The organism is Streptococcus jiangjianxini (assembly GCF_040225085.1).
Taxonomy (GTDB): Bacteria; Bacillota; Bacilli; order Lactobacillales; family Streptococcaceae; genus Streptococcus; species Streptococcus jiangjianxini.
The window spans coordinates 46,677-67,555 of record NZ_JBEHGL010000015.1 but is presented as its reverse complement, the minus strand read 5'-3'; the positions used below and the strand labels follow the sequence as shown (position 1 = coordinate 67,555).

The 20,879-nt window shown below is 41.1% G+C and carries 17 protein-coding genes and 2 pseudogenes; all 19 read left to right on the top strand.

Going from position 1 to position 20,879, the window contains the following annotated elements; translation table 11 throughout:
• The first annotated feature begins 51 nt into the window (after window positions 1-51).
• The 19 genes and pseudogenes from ABP870_RS07565 (at window position 52) to ABP870_RS07475 (ending at window position 20,872) form a co-directional block, all read left to right on the top strand.
• Complete coding sequence (locus ABP870_RS07565; protein WP_350013849.1) at window positions 52-225, top strand: hypothetical protein; 174 nt, start codon at window positions 52-54, stop codon at window positions 223-225.
• Window positions 222-1,046, top strand: a complete 825-nt coding sequence (locus ABP870_RS07560) for a replication initiator protein A (protein WP_350014846.1) — start codon at window positions 222-224, stop codon at window positions 1,044-1,046. Before ABP870_RS07565 ends, ABP870_RS07560 begins: the two co-directional genes overlap by 4 nt.
• A gap of 155 nt (window positions 1,047-1,201) precedes the next feature.
• Complete coding sequence (gene dcm, locus ABP870_RS07555) at window positions 1,202-2,560, top strand: DNA (cytosine-5-)-methyltransferase (RefSeq protein WP_350014845.1); 1,359 nt, start codon at window positions 1,202-1,204, stop codon at window positions 2,558-2,560.
• On the top strand, window positions 2,541-2,969 hold the full coding sequence (locus tag ABP870_RS07550; protein ID WP_350014844.1) for a hypothetical protein: 429 nt from the start codon (window positions 2,541-2,543) through the stop codon (window positions 2,967-2,969). Before dcm ends, ABP870_RS07550 begins: the two co-directional genes overlap by 20 nt.
• Before the next feature lie 10 nt (window positions 2,970-2,979).
• Entirely contained in the window at window positions 2,980-3,375 is a 396-nt protein-coding gene (locus tag ABP870_RS07545) for a hypothetical protein (protein WP_350014843.1), read from the top strand.
• Window positions 3,372-3,605, top strand: a complete 234-nt coding sequence (locus tag ABP870_RS07540; protein ID WP_350014842.1) for a transcriptional regulator — start codon at window positions 3,372-3,374, stop codon at window positions 3,603-3,605. Before ABP870_RS07545 ends, ABP870_RS07540 begins: the two co-directional genes overlap by 4 nt.
• Before the next feature lie 2 nt (window positions 3,606-3,607).
• Window positions 3,608-4,189 carry a CPBP family intramembrane glutamic endopeptidase gene (locus ABP870_RS07535; protein WP_350014841.1) on the top strand — a complete coding sequence of 194 codons (582 nt, stop codon included), beginning with the start codon at window positions 3,608-3,610 and terminating at the stop codon, window positions 4,187-4,189.
• Between the two features lie 75 nt (window positions 4,190-4,264).
• Window positions 4,265-4,753: a hypothetical protein gene (locus tag ABP870_RS07530; protein ID WP_350014840.1), complete on the top strand. Its 489-nt coding sequence runs from the start codon at window positions 4,265-4,267 to the stop codon at window positions 4,751-4,753.
• A gap of 10 nt (window positions 4,754-4,763) precedes the next feature.
• Window positions 4,764-6,572: pseudogene (locus ABP870_RS07525) on the top strand (VirD4-like conjugal transfer protein, CD1115 family); the annotation flags it as partial.
• A 17-nt stretch (window positions 6,573-6,589) separates the two neighbouring features.
• Window positions 6,590-6,832, top strand: coding sequence for a hypothetical protein (locus ABP870_RS07520; RefSeq protein WP_001072180.1), 243 nt, complete (start codon window positions 6,590-6,592; stop codon window positions 6,830-6,832).
• A gap of 16 nt (window positions 6,833-6,848) precedes the next feature.
• Window positions 6,849-7,703 (top strand): type IV secretion system protein, encoded by an 855-nt coding sequence (locus ABP870_RS07515; protein ID WP_350014839.1) that lies wholly within the window; start codon window positions 6,849-6,851, stop codon window positions 7,701-7,703.
• Between the two features lie 57 nt (window positions 7,704-7,760).
• Window positions 7,761-8,114 (top strand): PrgI family protein, encoded by a 354-nt coding sequence (locus ABP870_RS07510; RefSeq protein ID WP_350014838.1) that lies wholly within the window; start codon window positions 7,761-7,763, stop codon window positions 8,112-8,114.
• Window positions 8,092-10,428 (top strand): VirB4-like conjugal transfer ATPase, CD1110 family, encoded by a 2,337-nt coding sequence (locus ABP870_RS07505; RefSeq protein WP_350014848.1) that lies wholly within the window; start codon window positions 8,092-8,094, stop codon window positions 10,426-10,428. Before ABP870_RS07510 ends, ABP870_RS07505 begins: the two co-directional genes overlap by 23 nt.
• The gene (locus tag ABP870_RS07500; RefSeq protein WP_350014837.1) at window positions 10,418-13,222 is read left to right on the top strand and encodes a phage tail tip lysozyme; all 2,805 of its coding nucleotides are present in this window, start codon (window positions 10,418-10,420) and stop codon (window positions 13,220-13,222) included. Before ABP870_RS07505 ends, ABP870_RS07500 begins: the two co-directional genes overlap by 11 nt.
• 115 nt (window positions 13,223-13,337) lie before the next feature.
• Window positions 13,338-14,330 (top strand): hypothetical protein, encoded by a 993-nt coding sequence (locus ABP870_RS07495; RefSeq protein ID WP_350014835.1) that lies wholly within the window; start codon window positions 13,338-13,340, stop codon window positions 14,328-14,330.
• A gap of 1 nt (window position 14,331) precedes the next feature.
• Window positions 14,332-14,796 (top strand): annotated as a pseudogene (locus ABP870_RS07490) (hypothetical protein); the annotation flags it as partial.
• 453 nt (window positions 14,797-15,249) lie between these two features.
• Entirely contained in the window at window positions 15,250-20,142 is a 4,893-nt protein-coding gene (locus ABP870_RS07485; RefSeq protein WP_350014834.1) for an SspB-related isopeptide-forming adhesin, read from the top strand.
• Window positions 20,143-20,337 (top strand): calcium-binding protein, encoded by a 195-nt coding sequence (locus tag ABP870_RS07480; RefSeq protein ID WP_350014833.1) that lies wholly within the window; start codon window positions 20,143-20,145, stop codon window positions 20,335-20,337.
• A complete protein-coding gene (locus ABP870_RS07475) occupies window positions 20,321-20,872 on the top strand; it encodes a hypothetical protein (RefSeq protein WP_350014832.1) in 552 nt (183 codons plus the stop codon). Before ABP870_RS07480 ends, ABP870_RS07475 begins: the two co-directional genes overlap by 17 nt.
• The last annotated feature ends 7 nt before the right edge of the window (window positions 20,873-20,879 follow it).

Here is a 20,879-nt window from a genome sequence, read left to right as displayed (position 1 = left end):
ACGAGAACATTTTAATAGGTGTTCTCGCTTTTTTATTTTCAGGAGGTAATGATGCAAAAGGAAGAACAGTCATCACGACAAATTGTGATGTGCCATCTCATGGCTATCATGGGAATTAATATTGAAATAGCAACTCAGTTAATTACTGAGATGGAACAGTCTGGCTTAATCCAGTTTGATGACATAGGAAATGTTGCTCTATTAGTGTTGGAGGGACAATCATGAAACGTATTACCGCAAATCACTATCAGACGTCAGAACGTTACTATAAACTTCCAAAACTTTTGTTTGAGAGCGATCGCTACAAGGATATGAAGTTAGAAGTTAAGGTTGCTTATGCTGTTCTAAAAGACCGTCTAGAATTGTCTTTGAGTAAAGGTTGGATAGATGAGGATGGGGCCATTTATTTGGTGTATTCCAACTCCAAACTCATGGCATTGCTTGGTTGTTCTAAGTCTAAGTTGTTGACGATTAAGAAAACCTTACGGGAGTATGGATTGATTGATGAAGTCCAACAATCTTCCAGTGAAAAAGGAAGGCTCGCAAATAAAATCTATATGGGTGAGTTGAAACATGATGTGACCCCAGCACTAAATTCAGACGGGGGTAGTGTTCAAAAAACACCAGGGGAGTGTCAAAATCAGTCGGGGCCGGTCTTAACTTCAGCCACTAGTGAGACTGAAGTTAGTGAGACTAATAGTAGTGAAACTAAAAATAGTGAATTAGTCATTGAGGACGAGGAGGAGAAAGAAAGTCTATCAAGTCAGAAAACGGATAAAGAAAATTTTAATCGTAAGGTGGACCGAGTCACAAGATACGACAGAGATTATATTTGGGGTTTGGTACATGACCAGTTGAGGCAAGCTGGCTTATCACAGTCAGTGAGTGACTTTGCAATGATTCATTTCGACAATCGCTACGAGTACGCTTTAGAACACATGAGATTTGCAGACAGTGCAGAAAGGATTGCGGAGTATGTCTTTAATGGCGTCTTATCTGAATGGACCAAGGTACAACGCTTAAAAGAGCTAAAGGGAGGTGAGTAGAATATTTTGTTGGATTTTATTTGGCATTTGGGAATAGGGCTGATTTGGCTTCTCACTGAAATCATTACTCCCCCAGAAATGGGAAATAATCATTAAACAAGGACGTTGCGCAAGAAGTAAGGTCCTTTTAGTTTTGTCAGAAAGGAATGAGAGACATGAAGTTTTTAGATTTGTTTGCAGGAATTGGAGGCTTTCGACTGGGGTTAACCCGTCAAGGCCATGAATGTATTGGCTTTTGTGAGATTGATAAGTTCGCAAGGAAATCTTACAAGGCCATCTATGAGACCGAAGGAGAGTTAGAATTTCATGACATTAGACAAGTCACAAACAAAGAGTTTAGACAACTTAGAGGGCAAGTGGATATCATCTGTGGGGGATTCCCTTGCCAAGCATTTTCACTCGCAGGCAGACGATTGGGATTTGAGGATACTAGGGGAACTTTGTTCTTTGAGATTGCTCGAGCGACCAAACAGATCCAACCACGTTTTTTATTCCTCGAAAATGTCAAGGGCTTACTCAGTCACGACAAGGGAGAGACATTTCGAACAATCCTCACCACATTGGATGAGTTGGGGTATGATGTCGAATGGCAGATGCTTAACAGTAAAGATTTCCAAGTGCCACAAAACCGTGAAAGAATTTTTATTATCGGACATTCTAGAAGATTCTGTCCCCGATTCCTATTTCCTCTCAGAGGAGAAAACAGCTCAACTGGTCTTGAACGAGTAGGCAACGTCAATCCGTCAGGGAAAGGGATGAATGGGGAGGTCTATTTATCAAGTGGCTTAGCACCAACCCTTACGAGAGGGAAAGGTGAAGGAGCTAAGATTGCTATCCCAATTTTAACCCCTGATAGGCTAGAGAAACGCCAACATGGGAGACGCTTCAGGGACAATCAAGACCCAATGTTTACCCTAACTGCTCAAGACCGACATGGGGTAGTTGTCGCAGGGAACTTACCAACCTCTTTTGTGCAAACTGGACGTGTCTATGACCTTTCAGGGGTTTCTCCAACGCTTACCACCATGCAAGGAGGGGATAAAGTTCCGAAAATTCTTTATCGTGAAGAAACACCGCATTTGAAAATCAAAGAAGCTACTAAATTGGGCTATGCCAAGGCAACAGTGGGAGATTCTGTCAATCTTGCTTACCCAGAGTCTACCAAACGTAGGGGACGAGTAGGAAAGGGAGTTTCAAATACCTTGACCACTTCTGACAATATGGGAGTGGTAGTTGCTGCTTTGGAGTACCGCAAGGACAAGTGGTATGAAGTGACTGGAATAATCCTAAATGGGAAACTGTATCGTTTGAGAATCAGACGACTTACCCCTAGGGAGTGTTTTAGGTTACAAGGGTTTCCGGATTGGGCTTATGAAAGAGCAGAGAACGTATCAAGTAAAAGTCAGTTATACAAACAGGCTGGTAATAGTGTGACCGTCACTGTTATCGAAGCCATTGCTAGAGAATTTAGAAAGATTGAGAAGGAAGACGAATATGAAATTATTGCACACTAAAAGTATTAGGGACTGTACGGAACTGGAAGAAACCATACATCAAGCAGAAATAGATAACATCATGAATTTAGTCCATGACTTACCAGATTTTGACTGTGAACTCTCAGTAACCTATATTGACGACTATCATAACAATCATTGGTCACCTTACTTTTTAGAGTCAAACTTACATCGTGTACAAGAGTTACTCCAAAATGAAGACCTTAAAAATGGAGTAGATATTCTTATAACGGAAGAGAATGACCTTGCCTTTAAAGCATATGGTCAAGGCTATAGCTATCAAGGTAAGCATGGTATCTTAACAACTCTTTTGACTGTGAAATGTTTTGGTGAAGGTAGGTCACCCATTGATATGAGTAAAGTGTTTACCCCACCAACTCAAGTATTAGAGAAGGATTTATCTATGTAGGAGGGGAGAGATGTTAGAGATTTATTTGGGGAGAAATAGCAGTCGCAATCAACGGCTTCTTGATTTTTTTGACGTCCATGGTATTTCTTATAGCTGTAAAAATGTTTCTGACTTGTCACGTGAGGATTTGATGGCCTTGTTTACTAAATGCAGTGATTGTTTTGCTCTCTTATCACCATCACTTAAGCATTTCAAATGCAGCAGAGAGACGAAACTGAGTGGGTTAGTGACCTTGGTTTTACGAAAACCAGAACAGAATCTTCGTCTACCTTTGGTGGTTTATCAGGAGAAGGTTTATCCAGAAGTGAGCTTAGAAGAAGCACGAACCTTTCTACCACGAGAACAGAAAGAGGCGTTTTTCAGGCGTTGTCTTTTTAAGGACATGACTGGAAAGGAGAGTTTATGAACGAGCGTTTTTGGGAAAATTTGGAAACGATTGTCTTTGATAGGGATTTATCTTGGGCGGATTTAGCCCGCAAGATGTTTCAGGGTCAGTATGTCTATCCCAGTGAATTTAATCGTCTCTATCAGACCTTTCGCCATTACAAGTCTCATCGCCTCATGCCCCAAGTCAGATGGGTAGAGAGACTTGTTGTGGTCCTAGAAATTGACTACGAAGACTTGTTTCGGAGGTAGTGATGGGACGATTATTAGTGATGTACGGAGCCATTCATGTCAATGTACTCCTAGTGAGTTTGTACCTGGTTGGTTGGCTAAATGGTGGATGGTTAATGGTTTTACAAGTGACGTTATTAGCGCTGCTATTGTGGAGCTGGAAAAGGTTTAAGATACCAAAAAGAAATCTATCCTTGAAGAAGAGAGGGCTTTGGTTGTTTGGAAGTCTTGGTCTGATGGCAAGTATTGCTCTTATCATGAGCGCCATGATTTCAGGAAGTGAGGCGAACCAACAAATTTTGGTGACTGTTCAAGATCAAGTACCAATGTTGCCTTTTATCCTCTTTCTCCTTAATGCCAGTATAGTGGAAGAAGTCTTTTATCGAGAAGTGTTGTGGGGAGTCTTGTCTCAACCGTTCATTCAACTATTGTTAACGAGTTTTCTCTTTGTCTTAGCTCACCAACCATCTAGTCTTATGACTTGGGGGATTTATGGCAGTTTAGGTTTAATACTTAGTGTGGTGAGATGGCAAACAGACTGTTTGACGTCAACTTTCGTTCATCTGTCTTGGAATGGAATCGTCTTTTTTCTATCTTTATTGTGATACCAAAATCAAGGGTGCTTTCGTATCATGAAAGCACCCTAGTGTTTATGAGGGAATCACATAAAGGAGGGAGTTATGTCATCCGAACAACAGGAACGGCAAGCCGTTCAGTATGCAGAGAGAAGTGTCATGTTTACCGTTAGGGTTTTCCTTAAACTTTTAGAATGGTCTGCTAGACAAGCCCTAGCTCAAGACTCAGCTTATAAGATTGGGGTTCAAAAGTTAGAAGAACTTCTTCAAAGTCCTTATGCCATTGAGTCGCTGAATATTTCCAAAGACATCTTGGATAAACCAGTTGATGTCGACAAATTCAAAGAATTGATGGAGTCGGAGAATCTTCCCATTGCCATTAGTTGGCAGGACGACTACCTGCATTTCTATGCTAAGGATAAGTCGATTTTAGATAAGCACTTAGATGAATTACTTCAAAAGTTGGTTTCCAATCCTGAAAAACTTCAAGGTTTAACTCTTGATAAAACCCTCGATGAAGAAATTTCACAAGCTAAGGAACAAATTGTGATGACAGAGCCATCTGCTGTGAAAACCAAGGAGGTGACGCTCTAATGTACTCAGGAAAAAAGCTCTAGTATTTGGCGTCTTAGGACTTGTCTTTGGTTATTTCTGTCATCGTCTTGTCTTGCTTTACGATAGTCTTCCAAATCAACCATCTCTAGAACGCCTTGCCTATCTCTTAGGAGACGGACAGAAGCATGTTTTAAATCCCTTGTGTAATGGCAACTTCACTAGTAGATCTTTTTTAGGCTTTTGTTTAGGCTTTTTAACCATGGAATTGGTCTATCTTTACATTTCGACAGGGCAAAAGAGTTACCGAGAAGGGGCTGAGTATGGCTCTGCTCGTTTTGGGATCTCAAGAGAGCGCAAAGCCTTTAGCAGTAAGAATCCTTTGAACGATACCATCTTATCCCGAAACGTTAGGCTAACCCTTTTAGAAAAGAAGAAGCCACAGTTTGACCGAAACAAGAACCTTGTGGTGATTGGTGGGTCTGGTAGCGGAAAGACCTTTCGGTTTGTGAAACCCAATCTGATTCAGCTCAACTGTTCTAATATTGTCGTTGACCCTAAAGACCATTTAGCTGAAAAGACAGGAAAGCTCTTTTTAGAAAATGGCTATCAGGTCAAAGTCCTAGACCTTGTAAACATGACCAACTCAGATGGCTTTAATCCTTTTCGTTATGTGGAAACGGAGAATGATTTGAACCGAATGCTTACGGTCTATTTCAATAATACCAAGGGTAATGGCTCACGCAGTGATCCTTTTTGGGATGAAGCATCCATGACCTTAGTCCGTGCTCTTTCCTCTTATTTGGTGGATTTTTATAATCCTCCAGGAAGTACCAAGGAAGAAGCAGACAGTCGTCGCAAGCGTGGGCGTTACCCAGCGTTTTCAGAAATCGGAAAACTTATCAAGCTATTATCCAAAGGGGATAACCAGGATAAGAGTGTCTTAGAAGTGATGTTTGAGAGCTATGCCAAGACATATGGGACAGAAAACTTCACCATGCGTAACTGGGCAGACTTCCAAAACTACAAGGATAAGACCTTAGATTCGGTGATTGCTGTGACGACTGCTAAGTTCTCCCTCTTTAATATCCAATCTGTCATTGATTTAACCAAACGTGACACTTTGGATTTGAAAACATGGGGAACGCAGAAAACCATGGTCTATCTCGTTATTCCAGATAACGACACCACCTTTCGGTTTCTCTCAGCACTCTTTTTTTCAACCGTTTTTTCAACTTTAACGAGACAAGCTGACGTGGACTTTAAGGGACAACTACCTATCCACGTCAGAAGTTACTTGGATGAGTTTGCGAATGTCGGAGAGATTCCAGACTTCGCCGAACAAACCTCAACAGTTCGCTCTAGGAACATGAGCCTCGTTCCTATTCTTCAAAACATTGCCCAACTTCAGGGGCTTTACAAGGAAAAGGAGGCGTGGAAAACCATTCTTGGAAACTGTGACAGCTTGCTTTACCTTGGTGGCAATGATGAAGAGACCTTTAAGTTTATGAGTGGTCTTTTAGGCAAACAGACCATTGATGTGAGAAACACCAGTCGGTCGTATGGCCAAACAGGGTCTGGCTCAACCTCACATCAAAAAATCGCAAGAGATTTGATGACTCCTGACGAAATTGGAAACATGAAACGAGATGAGTGCTTGGTGAGAATAGCAGGAGTTCCTGTTTTTAAGGAGAAGAAGTATTTTCCCTTGAAACATAAGAACTGGCGATTCCTAGCGGATAAGAAGTCGGATGAACGTTGGTGGCATTATCAGATTAACCCACTGGAAACAGAGGAACCTCCGTTTGAACCATCAGACCACAAGATTAGAGATTTAAGCACAGAAACCACACTACACTAATAGAAAAGAGGAATTGTATGAACCAAAAATTAACAGGTTTTGTTTATGGCGTGGACGCAAGTTCCATGTTCGCCCAAGCTATGGCACTTTTACAAAAAGGAATGGTAGCGACAGGTGCCTTTCTTGTCGTCATGGGCATTATTAATCTTTCAACCAATATCAAAGATGGTGGACCAGGTGTGCGAAATGCCATCTTGGAAATTGTGGGTGGCGTCATGGTAGGTGCCGCTGGTGCCTTCATCACCCAAATTACGATTTAGGAGGGCTAGGTATGACATGATAAACACATTACCTTCAGCTTTTGTCTTTCTAGCCTCGGAGAAGATTTCAAGCGATAGCCTCTTTGAAGGCTTTAACGTGGACTTGGAATCAACCGTTAATTTGGTCAAATCCCTTGCGGATTATAACCCAACGGTGTGGTCTTATATATCGGCCATTACAAAGGGAATCATGCAACCCTTGGGAGTGGCTATTTTAGCAGTCGTTCTTGTTCTTGAGTTTTCTAAGATGGCTAAAAAAATAGCCAACTCAGGCGGGGCCATGACCTTTGAAGCTATCGCTCCTATGATTGTCTCTTATATCATGGTGGCTGTGGTGATTACCAATACTACTGTGATTGTGGAAGCTATCTTAGCCGTTGCCTCTCACATCATTGAAGGAGTAGCTGGCATCGTTTCTCATGGGAGAACTGCCTATGAGACCATTTCAGGACTTAAAGGGTCTGGAATTATTGGAAAACTCATTGTTGGATTCTTTGCTATTTTGATATGGCTAGTACGATTGATTAGTGTGATGCTGGTGAATATCTTGATTACTATTCGCTTTATCCAACTCTACCTCATGATCCCATTTGCGCCTTTAACCATTCCAACATTTCTTAGTGATGACTGGCGAAGTGTTGGGATTGGCTACCTGAAAAATATCATGGTCTATGCGCTCCAAGGAGTCTTGATTTTCTTAATTATTTCCCTTGTACCCCTCTTTGAATCGGCTGGGAAATTAGCTCTCTCAAACGGGGCAGGTGTTATGGAAACACTTGCGACAGCCTTTGGTGGCTTAGTACAGGCTATTTTATTAATCATTGCCTTAGTTGGCAGTCAACGGACTGCTAGAAGTATCCTAGGCATGTAAGGAGGATTGGGAAGGTTGTTCCTCCCAATTCTTTTTTTAAAATTAGATTGGAGTCTTATGAATACACGTGTTTTTAGGGACATTACAAAAGTCCAACATAGGGCTTGGCTGGGTTTTACCACTCGTCAAGTCATCTTTGTTTTACCAGCTATTGCTATCACCATTCTTATCTTAGGATTAAACCTCTTTTATTGGCAATTTGGGGACTGGTTTGTTTATGGGCTAATCTTTACTTTTACCATTCCTCTGATGTTATTTGGGGTCTATCGCCCAAATGATTTACCATTTGAAACTTATCTTAACTTCCGATGGCATTATGAGATGACCATCCCAGAACGTACGCTAACCGGACAGAAAGGAATACACCGTGAAAAACAAAAAAAACTCAATGAAACCAAAGACCTCTTCTAAGCACAAGAAAACACGTAAACCAAAAAAAGAGGTGCTGCCAACAACCGCCAACACGCTTCTTTACCAAGGGCTTTTCCCAAATGGTCTCATGCAAGTCACCCCAGATTATTTTTCCCAGTCTTATCTTTTAGGGGATATCAATTACCAGACGGTGGGACTTGAAGATAAGGGAGCTATCATGGAAACCTACTCGGACTTGATTAACAGTTTGGATGACAAGACGAACTTTCAACTCACTATTTTTAACCAAAGGGTTAACTTGGATAAGTTTAGAAAAAGTGTTTTGTATCCTTTCCATGAAGATGGTTATGACACTTACCGTGAGGAATTGAACCGTATCATGGAGAATAACCTTGAAGCTGGTGAAAATAATTTTTCAGCTATTAAGCTCATTTCTTTTGGGAAGTCAGACCAAAATCCGAAACTCGCCTATCGTTCCCTTTCTCAAATTGGGGAATACTTCAAGAGTGGTTTTTCAGAAATTGATGCTGGATTTACGCTCCTGAATGGTGAGAATCGTGTGAACCATTTAGCTGATATGTTGCGAGGGGAAAATCATTTGTCCTTTACTTATCAAGACCTGGTGCGTTCAGGACAAACAACCAAGCACTTTATTGCCCCTACCAGTTTGTCCTTTAAGCACAAGAATTACAGCGAAATTGATGAGAAATTGTTACAGATTATCTATGTTCGTGATTATGGGATGGAGTTGGGAGATAAGTTTCTCAGGGAACTCATGCAATCAGATTTGGAAGTGATGATTAGTCTCCATGCTAAAGGCTCAGCTAAGTCAGAAGCTATGACCAAGCTCCGTACTAAGAAGACCCTGATGGAATCTCAAAAAATTGGGGAACAACAAAAGATGGCACGATCAGGTGTTTATCTTGAAAAGGTCAGTCAGGTTCTGGAAAGCAATATCGATGAAGCCGATGAGCTGATTAAAACCATGACCCAAACAGGCGACAAGCTCTTTGATACTCTTTTTTTGATTGGGGTCTTTGCGGATAACGAAGACCAATTGAAGCACTCGCTTGATATTATCAAACAAGTGGCAGGTTCTAATGATTTGGTCATTGACAATCTTTCCTACATGCAAGAAGCTGCCTTTAATAGCCTTTTGCCTTTTGGAAAGAACTATCTTGATGGCGTGTCACGGTCTCTTTTGACTTCAAACATTGCCGTTAATTCCCCATGGACTTCTGTAGACCTTCAGGAAAAGGGAGGGAAGTTCTATGGGATAAACCAGATTTCAAGTAACATTATCACCATTGACCGTGGGAAACTCAATACCCCATCAGGATTGATTCTAGGGACATCAGGTGCTGGTAAGGGAATGGCAACCAAGCATGAAATCATCTCAACCAAACTCAAAGAAGCAGACAGTGATACTGAAATCATCATCGTCGATCCCGAAAACGAGTATAGTATCATTGGTCAAGCCTTTGGTGGGGAGAGTATTGATATTGCGCCTGATTCAACCACCTTCTTAAACGTCTTAGACTTATCCGATGACAACATGGATGAAGACCCTATTAAAGTCAAGTCAGAATTTCTTCTCTCTTGGATTGGCAAACTCTTAGACCGAAAAATAGATGGTCGTGAGAAGTCTCTGATTGACCGTGTGACACGCTTGACCTATAAGCATTTTGAGAATCCCTCTCTTGTAGAATGGGTCTTTGTTCTCTCTAAGCAAAGTGAAAAAGAAGCTAAGGACTTAGCCCTTGATATGGAACTTTATGTGGAAGGTTCTCTCGATATTTTCTCTCATCGAACCAATATCAAAACCGATAGTCATTTTCTCATTTATAATGTTAAAAAGTTAGGTGATGAGTTGAAGCAGATTGCCCTCATGGTCATCTTTGACCAGATTTGGAATCGTGTGGTTAAGAACCAAAAACTTGGTAAGAAAACCTGGATTTACTTTGATGAGATGCAGCTTCTCTTGCTGGATAAGTATGCCTCTGATTTCTTCTTTAAGCTCTGGAGCCGTGTTCGTAAGTATGGGGCAACCCCAACAGGTATTACCCAAAACGTAGAAACCTTACTTCTTGACGCTAACGGTAGGCGGATTATTGCCAATAGTGAGTTTATGATTCTCTTAAAACAGGCTAAGAATGACCGAGAAGAGTTGGTTCATCTTTTGGGGTTATCCAAAGAGTTGGAGAAATACTTGGTCAATCCTGAAAAAGGAGCAGGGCTGATCAAGGCTGGTTCAACGGTTGTTCCTTTTAGGAACAAAATGCCACATCAAACCAAACTCTTTGACATCATGAGTACCGATCCAGAAAAGATGAGGGGAAGTAATGAAGACTGATAAGAAAACAGTAAAAGCTGCTCGAAAAACCTTTCAAAGCAACCTAAAAGCTAGTCGAATCCATTACCGCAGGGAGAAGAAGGGGCTAAAACGCTCTCTTCCGAAACGACGCTTTATCATGCGCCGAGCTGAGAAAGCTGAAACAAGGGAACAACGTCAGGCTCTGAAACAAACCTATCAGGAGGAAAAAGACCTAGCGACAGATACCTTTAAGGAAGCGATCTCCTATGTGTCTCCCAGATGGTTAAAAAGTAAGGAAATTAAGAAGTATCGGCTTCCTCAAGCCAGACACCGTCTAGCAGTAGCGAGAAAACACTTGGCAGAGGTCAAGATGGCCGAAAAAGAGGAGTCTGTTACCTCTAAGTTTACCTATCAGAAAAATTCAACAGAACCAAAAACGTCACGATTTCAGTTTCAAAAAGAGAAACCTCTTGAGCGCCTTCAGGCTGAAAAAGAGGTGAAATCAGCTAAACACGAAGTGAAGCAGCTGAAAAGAGCTCATAAAGCTAAGAAACCGTCCACCAAAGTCAAACGGGGGGTGCGTTTTATAGCTTCAGAATCCGCAGACGTCGTGTCTCAAGACGATGATTTAGAGGGAATCAGGACACTGAGAGATACCAGTATCAAGGGTAGACGTTATGGGAGATTTACCTATCAATCAGGGAAATTGCTTGTAAAAAGTGGACAGACTGGTCTTTGGTTTACTAAGACGAAAGTCGCTCATGGCAGAGAACGGTATCAGAATTTCAAAAAGGGAAAAGGATTCACTCGTCAAAAACTCTTGAAACCAAGAAGACGCTATCACACCTTTCTCAAACAGGTCAGAAGACACAGTACGTCGGGAATAAAGGGACTTATTCAAGCCATTAAGGGAAGCCTGACCTTCTTTTCAACGATTGCTCTCAATCCCATGACTTGGGTGATATCTGGTCTCTTGTTTTTCTTGCTTCTGATGATGAGTTTTGTCATTGGAATTTCAGGTTCTAGTCTCATTCAACAGGACGAGAGTGAGTTGACCAAAGCTTATACGCACATGACTTGGGAAGATGCGGAGCACACTCGAACCAACGATACGGGCATTACTTACTACACCAAGATTGATGAGGTCATGGCTTTTATGAATTTCAAGTATCAGGATTATGCTTTAGAAGAGGTTATGGAAGAAGAGGATAAAACTTATCAAGCTTATTTGAGTCAGCTTTGGCAGGACTTGAACGGTGGGGATTCTTTAAAAAACATGCTTGCATTAAGCAAGGAACCTGCCTACAAAATCTCTGATGACGATAGGGAAGATTTGAAGGAATTAAGTGAGGAAGGGACCTATCTTGCCCTCCAAGAATTGGATAATCCCTTTCAAGGACAAACCGAAGAAGACGCTCTAACCATGACAGTTCGTTATGGTTATGAGGTGATCGATGACAAGCCAACGCTTCATCACCATATCATTCTAGAAGCAAAAGAAAATCAACTGATTGTGGCTCCAATGGGTGGGAAGGTTTCTATTAATGGGGAAAGAATCATCATCACATCAGGTAAGGGGCTAAACAAAGCTCAACTCACCCTATTTAATATCCATACTGGCCGAGTGACAGACGGTCAGAAAGTCCAAGCAGGGGAAGTGATTGGTCAAACCAAGGATGGTACTGGTCTAAAAGTGACCTATCAAAAGGTTGACGATGATTCAGAGAAACTGGTTTACGTCAATCCAGCCTTTTACTTTCCTAAAGTCATTCAACTCCAAACGACGATTCTTCCGACTATTGGTCAATTTGGAGGCGATGAGTTTGCGAGAGCCAAAGCCATCTATGAGTATTTGAAGAGTCAAGGGGCGACCAATCAAGCTATCGCAGCTATTTTAGGAAATTGGTCAGTAGAATCATCTATTAACCCGAAACGTGCAGAAGGAGATTACTTGTCTCCTCCTGTTGGGGCAACTGCCAGCTCTTGGGACGATGAGGGGTGGCTGTCCCTTAATGGTCCAGCCATCTATAATGGGCAATACTCTAATATCCTAAGACGTGGCTTAGGCTTAGGGCAGTGGACAGATACAGCAGATGGGTCGCGCAGACACACCTTATTATTAGAATATGCCAAACGAAAAAACCAGAAGTGGTATGACTTAGGGTTACAACTGGATTTCATGTTGCATGGGGATAATCCTTACTATACCAACTGGTTAAAAACTTTCTTCAAAAACTCAGGCAGTCCAGCCAGCCTTGCCCAAGTCTTTCTCATCTACTGGGAGGGAAATAGTGGTGATAAGCTCCTAGAACGTCAAACAAGGGCAACGGAATGGTTTTACCAAATTGAGAAAGGCTTTAGCCAACCCAATGGTGGAACTGCTCAAAGTGATCCGAAAGCTTTAGAAGCTGTTCGAGGAGACCTTTATGATAACTCCGTTCCAGGTGGTGGTGACGGTATGGGCTATGCTTATGGTCAATGTACCTGGGGAGTTGCCGCTCGTATCAACCAGCTGGGCTTGAAACTCAAAGGAAGAAATGGTGAGAAAATCTCAATTATAAGCACCATGGGAAATGGTCAAGATTGGGTAAGGACTGCAGCGCAACTTGGTGGAGAGACTGGAACAACTCCAAAAGCAGGTGCTATTATCTCCTTTGCAGGGGGTAGTCATGGAACTTTAGCAGCATATGGTCATGTGGCTTTTGTGGAGAAGGTTTACTCTGATGGGTCTTTTCTTATCTCAGAGACCAATGTCAATGGGAATCCTAACTATACTTTCCGTAAGTTATCAGGAGTCGATAGTACGATTAGTTTTGCTTATACAACGAAATAAAAAACAATATGCTAACAACTCATATATTTGTTAGCATATTGTTTTTTATCAAAAAAATTGTATTTTATCATTGATTTTGATAAAATACAATTATAATGATAATAAGGAGCTGATAATGGATATTTTTAAAATCAAGAGTGTCATAAGTGCTTTTCATTTTGAAGCTCAAATACAGCCAATAACCCTAGAGTTGCCTATCGTTTTCCAAAGAAGATACGAATTTTCAACTTTAACTGTGCAGGATAACACCTTTCTTTTAATTAAAGAGAAAAGGCCAGGAAGTTTAGAAAACTTTGTCAAACAGGTTCAATTTATTCAAAAGCAAGTTGAACAAGATATTGTTCTTGTTTTTAATAAACTCACTGACGAGCAGAAGAAGAAATTATTGCAGATTGGAGCCTCTTATCTTGATTATCAAGAAAATGTGTTTGTCCCACAACTAGGTTTTTTATTTTCTAAAACACCGAAACAATTTGAGCCTCATGATCTGTTATCTGCGTCTGAACAAAAGTTATTGATTACCTTATTACTGCATACTAAAGGTTTAATCATTGACATGGAAGAAATCAGTCAGTTAACTTCTCTCTCTGTGCCCAGTTTATATCGATATTTTAGAAGTTTTAAAGAGCGTGGTTGGCTTCAAAATAAGCAGAAGTCTTACCAATTTGCGAAGCCAAAAAGTGTCGTATTTGAAGAATCTAAAGCGTTTTTGGATAGTCCAATCAGGGAAGTTATTACGATTAGTGATAAAGATTTTCAAAAATTAAAAGATAAGATTTTATTTAAAACGAGTTATGTTAAAGCCTTATCGTGTCTTAGTATGCTTGCGGATTCAGAAAAATATGGAAACTATGCGATTTCAAGAAAAATATATAAGGACTTCGAATCGAGCCTTCAGCAACATATCCTTCAAGGTCATCGACTTGAAATTTGGAATTATGATCCAGTTCCTTTTGATTACAATAAAAACAAATGGATTGGTGATACACATGTGACCTTAGTTGATCCAATTTCTCTCTATTTAATCCTAAAAGATGATGAGGACCCCCGAATTGAAGAGGAAGTTGAACTGCTAGATAATAAAATTTTAAACTTATTAGGAGAATAACATGCCAGCAAATTTAAAACCCATTTTTCAAGAAATGTTTCATAACTATCAAGATTATTATGTCCTAATTGGTGGAACAGCAACCTCTATTGTCTTAGATGCGAAAGGATTCGAAAGTCGTACAACAAAAGACTACGATATGGTCATTATTGATGAGTTAAAAAATAAAGATTTTTATAACACATTGATTAAATTCTTGGAACTTGGTGAATATGAAGGTAGTCAAAAAGATAATAAGGCTCAACTCTTTCGTTTTACAACTAAGAAAGCTGGTTTTCCAGAAATGATTGAACTGTTTAGTATTTTGCCTGAATATCCTTTGAAAAAACTTGGTCGAGAAACACCAGTTCATTTTGATGAAGATGCCAGCCTATCCGCCTTATTATTAGATGAGGACTATTATCAATTGCTGGTAAAGGAACGAGAAGTGGTAGAAGGATACTCAGTTTTGAGTAATAGAGGTTTAATTGTCTTTAAGGCAAAAGCTTGGTTAGATATGACGGATCGTGTAACGAATGGGGCACAAGGTTTAAGTAAGAAAATTAAAAAGCACTTGAACGATGTGACACGCCTTGCGGCTCTCCTCCATGAAGGGGAACGTTTATCAGATTTAGAAGTGCCTGATACCGTTAAGAAAGATATGATTAGATTCATTGATTTATTGGCTTTGAACATTGAATCAATTCCTCAAAATTCAGATATTATGCTTACAAAAGCTGAGGTTTTTGATATTTTAAGAGACTTTTTAACAAGGTAAGCATTTTAACGTTTTATTCTTGTCAGTTAGTCATCCACTTTTTGTGGGTGGCTTTTTTTCTTTGTCCTTTTTTGATGTGATACCAAAATCAAGTCGTCTTTTCTATGATGGGGAAAGAGTAACAGATGGTTGCTACTTATCAAAAGAAAAGAAGGACTTTTTATGACCAAACAATGTCATCATCACTTTTTAGTCAATCAGGAAAAAGCAGAAAAGCATGTCTTCCGTAAAAGTAAGAAGTACAGAACACTCTGTTCGGTAGCTCTTGGAACTATGGTGACAGCTGTTGTCGGTTGGGGTAGCCAAGTAGCACAGGCTGACGAAGTGGTAACACCCTTGCTAGATAAAACCGTTCAGTTAACGGAAAATCCTGCGACCAACTTACCAGAAGCTCAACCCGCACCAGTTGCGGAACAGACTGATAGCCTTGCGTCAACTGGTCAATCAGATGGAGCTATCACAGTTACCGTTCCTCATGATACGGTAACACAAGCTGTCAATCAAGCAGCTTCTGAAGGGGTTAATACTGTTCAAGATAAGCCGATGGATTTGGGCAATACGACCTCTGCGAGTGATACCAGTAAGCAATTGGGCACCGCTGAAGTGGACGCTGCTAAACAAGCTGAGGACATCACTCAGGTGACAAATACGTATAAAGCTGATAAAGCAACTTATGAACAAGATAAAACACGTGTTGAAAAAGGGAATGCCGCATTAGAGGCTAGCTATAAAGAAGCCACACAAGCAGGAAACACCTTGAACCGTTTAGTGGATAGCACAGCTTCAAAAATCAAAAGCCATGATGTGACCGTCACAACTCAAATAGTACCATCAGGAGATGGCTCAACTGTTTCAGGCTATCAGGCTTACACAACTTCGCTAGCAGCTATTGATAAGGAAAACAAAGAGAATCTGTCAGAATACCAATCAAAGAAAAAAGATGCAGACGTTGTTGTCGCAAAGAACTTGGCGATTCAAAAGGAAAATGAAGCGGGTCTCGCTAAGGCAAAGGCCGATAATGAAGCTATTACCAAACACAATCAAGCCAGACAAAAAGCAGTGGATGATGAAAATAAGGCTGGTCAAGCTGCTATTGAGCAATACAATAAAGATCAACAGAAATTGGTGACAGATCGTGAAGCTGAGATTGCGGCTATCACGAAACGCAACAAGGAAAAAGAAGAAGCTGCCAAGAAAGAAAATCAAGCCATTGATGCCTACAATGCCAAAGAAATGGAGCGCTATAAACGTGACTTAGCTGACATCTCAAAAGGAGAGGAAGGCTACATCTCTCAAGCTCTTGCTCAGGCTCTCAACTTGAACAATGGGGAACCGCAAGCACGTCATTCAGCTGATACCAGAAAACCAAATCGTATTATTGCTAAGGGTGATGCTATGCTTGGTGGGTATTCTAAAATCCTAGATTCTACTGGTTTCTTCGTCTATGATACCTTCAAAACGGGAGAAACCCTTTCGTTTACCTATCAAAACCTTCAAAATGCCAGCTTTGATGGTAAAAAGATTACCAAAGTTGCTTATGACATCACTAATCTGGTGTCACCAACTGGGACCAATGCTGTGCAGTTGGTTGTGCCAAACGATCCAACAGAAGGCTTTATTGCTTACCGTAACGATGGGACAGGTAATTGGCGAACAGACAAGATGGAGTTTCGTGTCAAAGCCAAGTATTTCTTAGAAGATGGCTCACAAGTTAGCTTCACCAAGGAAAAACCAGGTGTCTTTACCCACTCCTCGCTCAACCATAATGACATTGGGTTAGAGTATGTTAAAGACACATCAGGCAAGTTTGTCCCTATCAATGGCTCAACCATTAAAGTAACAAATGAAGGCTTAGCTCGCTCACTTGGGTCAAACCGTGCCAGTGATTTGAAGCTTCCTGAAGAATGGGATACGTCATATAGTAAGAATGCTTATAAGGGAGCAATTGTCTCAACGGTTACATCAGGAAATACCTACACCGTAACTTTTGGGCAAGGGGATATGCCTCAAAATGTAGGTCTCTCTTATTGGTTTGCCCTAAACACGCTACCTGTCGCACGAACCGTCAAGTCTTATAGCCCAAAACCACATGTGACACCAAAACTTGACCCAGTTCCAGAACCCGTTAAGGTTGTACCAAAAACCTTTACTCCAAAGACCTTTACCCCAGAGCCACCTGTGAGCTTTAAGGAACAACCACTGGAGAAAGTCACTCAGCCTAGTCTGACACTCACCAAGGTGACCTTGCCTAAAGAACCTGCGCCAGAACCACTACCAAAAGCACCACAAGTGCCAACAGTTCATTATCACGACTATCGTCTGACAACGACTCCTGAAATCATGAAAGAAGTGGTCAATACAGACCAAGTGAATCTTCATGACAAAACTGTCGCAAAAGATTCAACGGTCATTTACCCCTTAACGGTGGACGCTTTTTCTCCAAATCGTGCGAAAACCACTAGCCTTAGGTTTGAAGATTACCTTCCAGCAGGCTATGCTTTTGACAAAGAAAAAACGCAAGCAGAAAATGGAAATTACACCCTAAGCTTTGATGCTGCTAAGAACTTTGTGACCTTGACTGCCAAGGAAACCTTGCTTCAAGAAGTCAACCAAGACCTTACCAAGTCATATCAACTGGTGGCTCCTAAAATTTATGGTAGCCTTCAAAATGATGGAGCGACCTATTCCAACAGTTATAAGCTCCTCATCAATAAGGAAACCCCAAATGCCTATACAGTGACTTCTAATGTCGTGACGGTGCGTACGCCTGGTGATGGAACCACCACTAGCCGTATTGAGCCTCAAAAACGCAATGAAAATGAAGACGGTGTGGTTATTAACGATACGGTAGTGGCTTTAGGAACGACTAACCATTACCGTTTGACCTGGGATTTAGATCAATATAAAGGTGATAGGTCTTCTAAAGAGACAATTGCTCGTGGATTCTTCTTCGTAGATGATTACCCAGAGGAAGTGTTGGATTTAGTAGACCAGGGAACAAGTATCACCACTCCTGATGGCAAAGCCGTATCAGGGATTGTTGCCAAGGCTTATGCGTCGCTGTCAGAAGCTCCTAAAAACCTTCAAGATAAACTGGCTCATGCTAAGATTTCTCCTAAAGGGGCTTTTCAAGTCTTTATGCCTGAAGATAATCAGGCCTTCTATGACCAGTATGTCAAAACAGGCACGTCTTTGAGTTTTGTCACAAAAATGACGGTGAAAGATAGTCTTTATGGTCAGACGAAGGTTTATCGAAATAAGGCTTACCAAGTGGATTTTGGCAATGGCTATGAGACAGACGAGGTGACGAATACTCTTGTTAGCCCAGCACCTAAGAAACAAAACCTTAATAAAGATAAGGTAGATATCAATGGAAAACCGATGGTAGTCGGTTCACAAAACCACTATACCTTGTCATGGGACTTGGACCAATACCATGGCATTAAAGCCGATAAAGCTCAAATCGCAAAAGGCTTTTACTTTGTGGATGATTATCCAGAAGAAGCTCTATTACCAGATGAATCGGGCATTCAACTTGTGACAGCTGATGGCAAAGCAGTCACAGGTGTTACGGTAAAAACCTACATGAGCTTATCAGAAGCCCCTAAAACCCTTCAAGCTGCTCTATCGAAACGAAAGATTTCGCCTAAAGGAGCTTTCCAAGTCTTTGCGGCAGAAGATCCTCAAGCTTTCTATGATTCTTATGTAACGAAAGGTCAAAACATCACCATCATCACTCCTATGACTGTTCGTGAATCCATGCTTAATTCAGGGAAGTCTTATGACAATGTGGCTTATCAAATAGACTTTGGACAAGTCTATGAAACCAATACGGTGACCAATCACGTGCCAAAAGTAACGCCACATAAGTTCAATACCAATAAAGAGGGAGTATCTATTGATGGGAAGACCGTTCTTCCTAATACCGTCAATTACTATAAGATTGCTCTTGATTACAGTCAGTACAAGGATTTGGTGGTGACGGAGGATACTCTTGCTAAAGGCTTTTACATGGTCGATGACTATCCTGAAGAAGCGCTTAGCCTAAACACAGATGGTGTCCAAGTGATGGATAAGGCTGGAAATCTTGTCAAAGGGATTTCGGTGAAAACCTATGGCTCATTATCAGAAGCACCTAAAGTGGTTCAAGACGCTATGGCCAAACGTCAGTTGACACCAAAAGGAGCTATTCAAGTTTTAAGTGCCGATGATCCAAAAGCGTTCTATGAGGCTTATGTTAAAACTGGTCAAACCTTAGTGGTGACCCTTCCAATGACTATTAAGAATGAGCTGACAAAAACTGGTGGGAAGTATGAAAACACCGCTTATCAGATTGACTTTGGTTTGGCTTATGTGACAGAGACTGTGGTCAATAATGTGCCAAAACTAGACCCACAAAAAGATGTGGTCCTTGACTTATCTCAAAAGGATAAGGGCCTTGATGGAAAAGAAGTTGCCTTGAATCAGGTCTTTAACTACCGTTTGGTGGGAGCGCTCATTCCAGGTAATCGTGCGACACCACTCATCGAGTACCGTTTTGACGATGATTACGATGAAAGCCATGATGACTATAATGGTGTTTACAAGGCTTATACTGTAGTAGATGTCACTCTAAAAGATGGAACGGTTTTACCAAAAGGGACAGAAGTGACCAAGTACACGCTACAACACGTAGACACGTCAAAAGGAACCGTAGCTATTAGGTTTGATAAGGAATTCCTTGAAAAACTAGCAGAAGAATCAGAGTTTCAGGCAGATGTTTACTTGCAGATGAAACGAATTGCTTCAGGTGAGGTAGAAAATACGGTGTTACATACCGTCAATGGCTACACCATCAGTTCAAACACGGTTAAGACGACTACTCCAAAACCAGAGGCACCGACTCCGAATCAACCAATCCCACCCCAACCACCTATCCTAACACAAGAACCACCAGTTCCAGCAAGTGTCTTACCAAATACAGGAGAGAATCAATCCCTTTTAGCGCTAGTTGGTGGAGGTCTTCTTTTGGGCTTGGCTTATGGGCTTTCTAAACGAAGAATGGAGGACAACTAGATGGAACCAAAAAGTATTTACACGCTAGATTCAGATAATGATGGCTTAACGGATGCTCAAGAACTAGCTCTAGGAACCGATCCTTTTAGTAGCGATACAGATAGTGATGGACTGACAGACCTTGAAGAAGTCCAACAAGGCTTGAATCCAATTCACCGTCAACGCAAGGAGAGAAGCTATGACTTGGAATTATGATACGATTTCAAAAACACTCTCTGATATGGCACGAGAAAACTATGAAGACATGGTTAAGGTCTTTCTTGCTATGGAGTTAAGTATCAAAAACAAGTCACTTCTTGACACGCTCTATCAAGACTTTATGGACATTGATGACTTGTCTTTAGTCAGTGACGAGTTACGCCTAAGAGCAGACGGTTATCAGGAACAGCTTCAAGAAGAAGTGACAGACCTCTTGGATAAACTCTATCGAACAGGGGAGGGAGGTAGTTTCATTATGGAAGTGCTAGCGTCTAACAACATTTCTGAGTCCCTTGCTCAGTACGAGGTTTTGAATGAGGAGGATTATTCATCTCTCACCTTAGAAACCTTGCAGGACATTATCCAAAGAGATTTGCTTCTTTCCAGTCAAGATTATTTAGGAGATGTGACCTATTTAGCCTTGCAGAAAGACTTGTTAGACCAGAGAAGCCATTTCATACAACACTATGTAACTAGCTTGATGGATAAGAGGCCACAAGAAAAAGACCAAAGCACCTTGGTCCTAAACTAAAGTAGCG

Coding starts and splice junctions, on each gene's coding strand:
- ABP870_RS07565 (WP_350013849.1), top strand. CDS start 52: ATGCAAAAGGAAGAACAGTCATCACGACAAATTGTGATGTGCCATCTC.
- ABP870_RS07560 (WP_350014846.1), top strand. CDS start 222: ATGAAACGTATTACCGCAAATCACTATCAGACGTCAGAACGTTACTAT.
- dcm (WP_350014845.1), top strand. CDS start 1,202: ATGAAGTTTTTAGATTTGTTTGCAGGAATTGGAGGCTTTCGACTGGGG.
- ABP870_RS07550 (WP_350014844.1), top strand. CDS start 2,541: ATGAAATTATTGCACACTAAAAGTATTAGGGACTGTACGGAACTGGAA.
- ABP870_RS07545 (WP_350014843.1), top strand. CDS start 2,980: ATGTTAGAGATTTATTTGGGGAGAAATAGCAGTCGCAATCAACGGCTT.
- ABP870_RS07540 (WP_350014842.1), top strand. CDS start 3,372: ATGAACGAGCGTTTTTGGGAAAATTTGGAAACGATTGTCTTTGATAGG.
- ABP870_RS07535 (WP_350014841.1), top strand. CDS start 3,608: ATGGGACGATTATTAGTGATGTACGGAGCCATTCATGTCAATGTACTC.
- ABP870_RS07530 (WP_350014840.1), top strand. CDS start 4,265: ATGTCATCCGAACAACAGGAACGGCAAGCCGTTCAGTATGCAGAGAGA.
- ABP870_RS07520 (WP_001072180.1), top strand. CDS start 6,590: ATGAACCAAAAATTAACAGGTTTTGTTTATGGCGTGGACGCAAGTTCC.
- ABP870_RS07515 (WP_350014839.1), top strand. CDS start 6,849: ATGATAAACACATTACCTTCAGCTTTTGTCTTTCTAGCCTCGGAGAAG.
- ABP870_RS07510 (WP_350014838.1), top strand. CDS start 7,761: ATGAATACACGTGTTTTTAGGGACATTACAAAAGTCCAACATAGGGCT.
- ABP870_RS07505 (WP_350014848.1), top strand. CDS start 8,092: ATGAAACCAAAGACCTCTTCTAAGCACAAGAAAACACGTAAACCAAAA.
- ABP870_RS07500 (WP_350014837.1), top strand. CDS start 10,418: ATGAAGACTGATAAGAAAACAGTAAAAGCTGCTCGAAAAACCTTTCAA.
- ABP870_RS07495 (WP_350014835.1), top strand. CDS start 13,338: ATGGATATTTTTAAAATCAAGAGTGTCATAAGTGCTTTTCATTTTGAA.
- ABP870_RS07485 (WP_350014834.1), top strand. CDS start 15,250: ATGACCAAACAATGTCATCATCACTTTTTAGTCAATCAGGAAAAAGCA.
- ABP870_RS07480 (WP_350014833.1), top strand. CDS start 20,143: ATGGAACCAAAAAGTATTTACACGCTAGATTCAGATAATGATGGCTTA.
- ABP870_RS07475 (WP_350014832.1), top strand. CDS start 20,321: ATGACTTGGAATTATGATACGATTTCAAAAACACTCTCTGATATGGCA.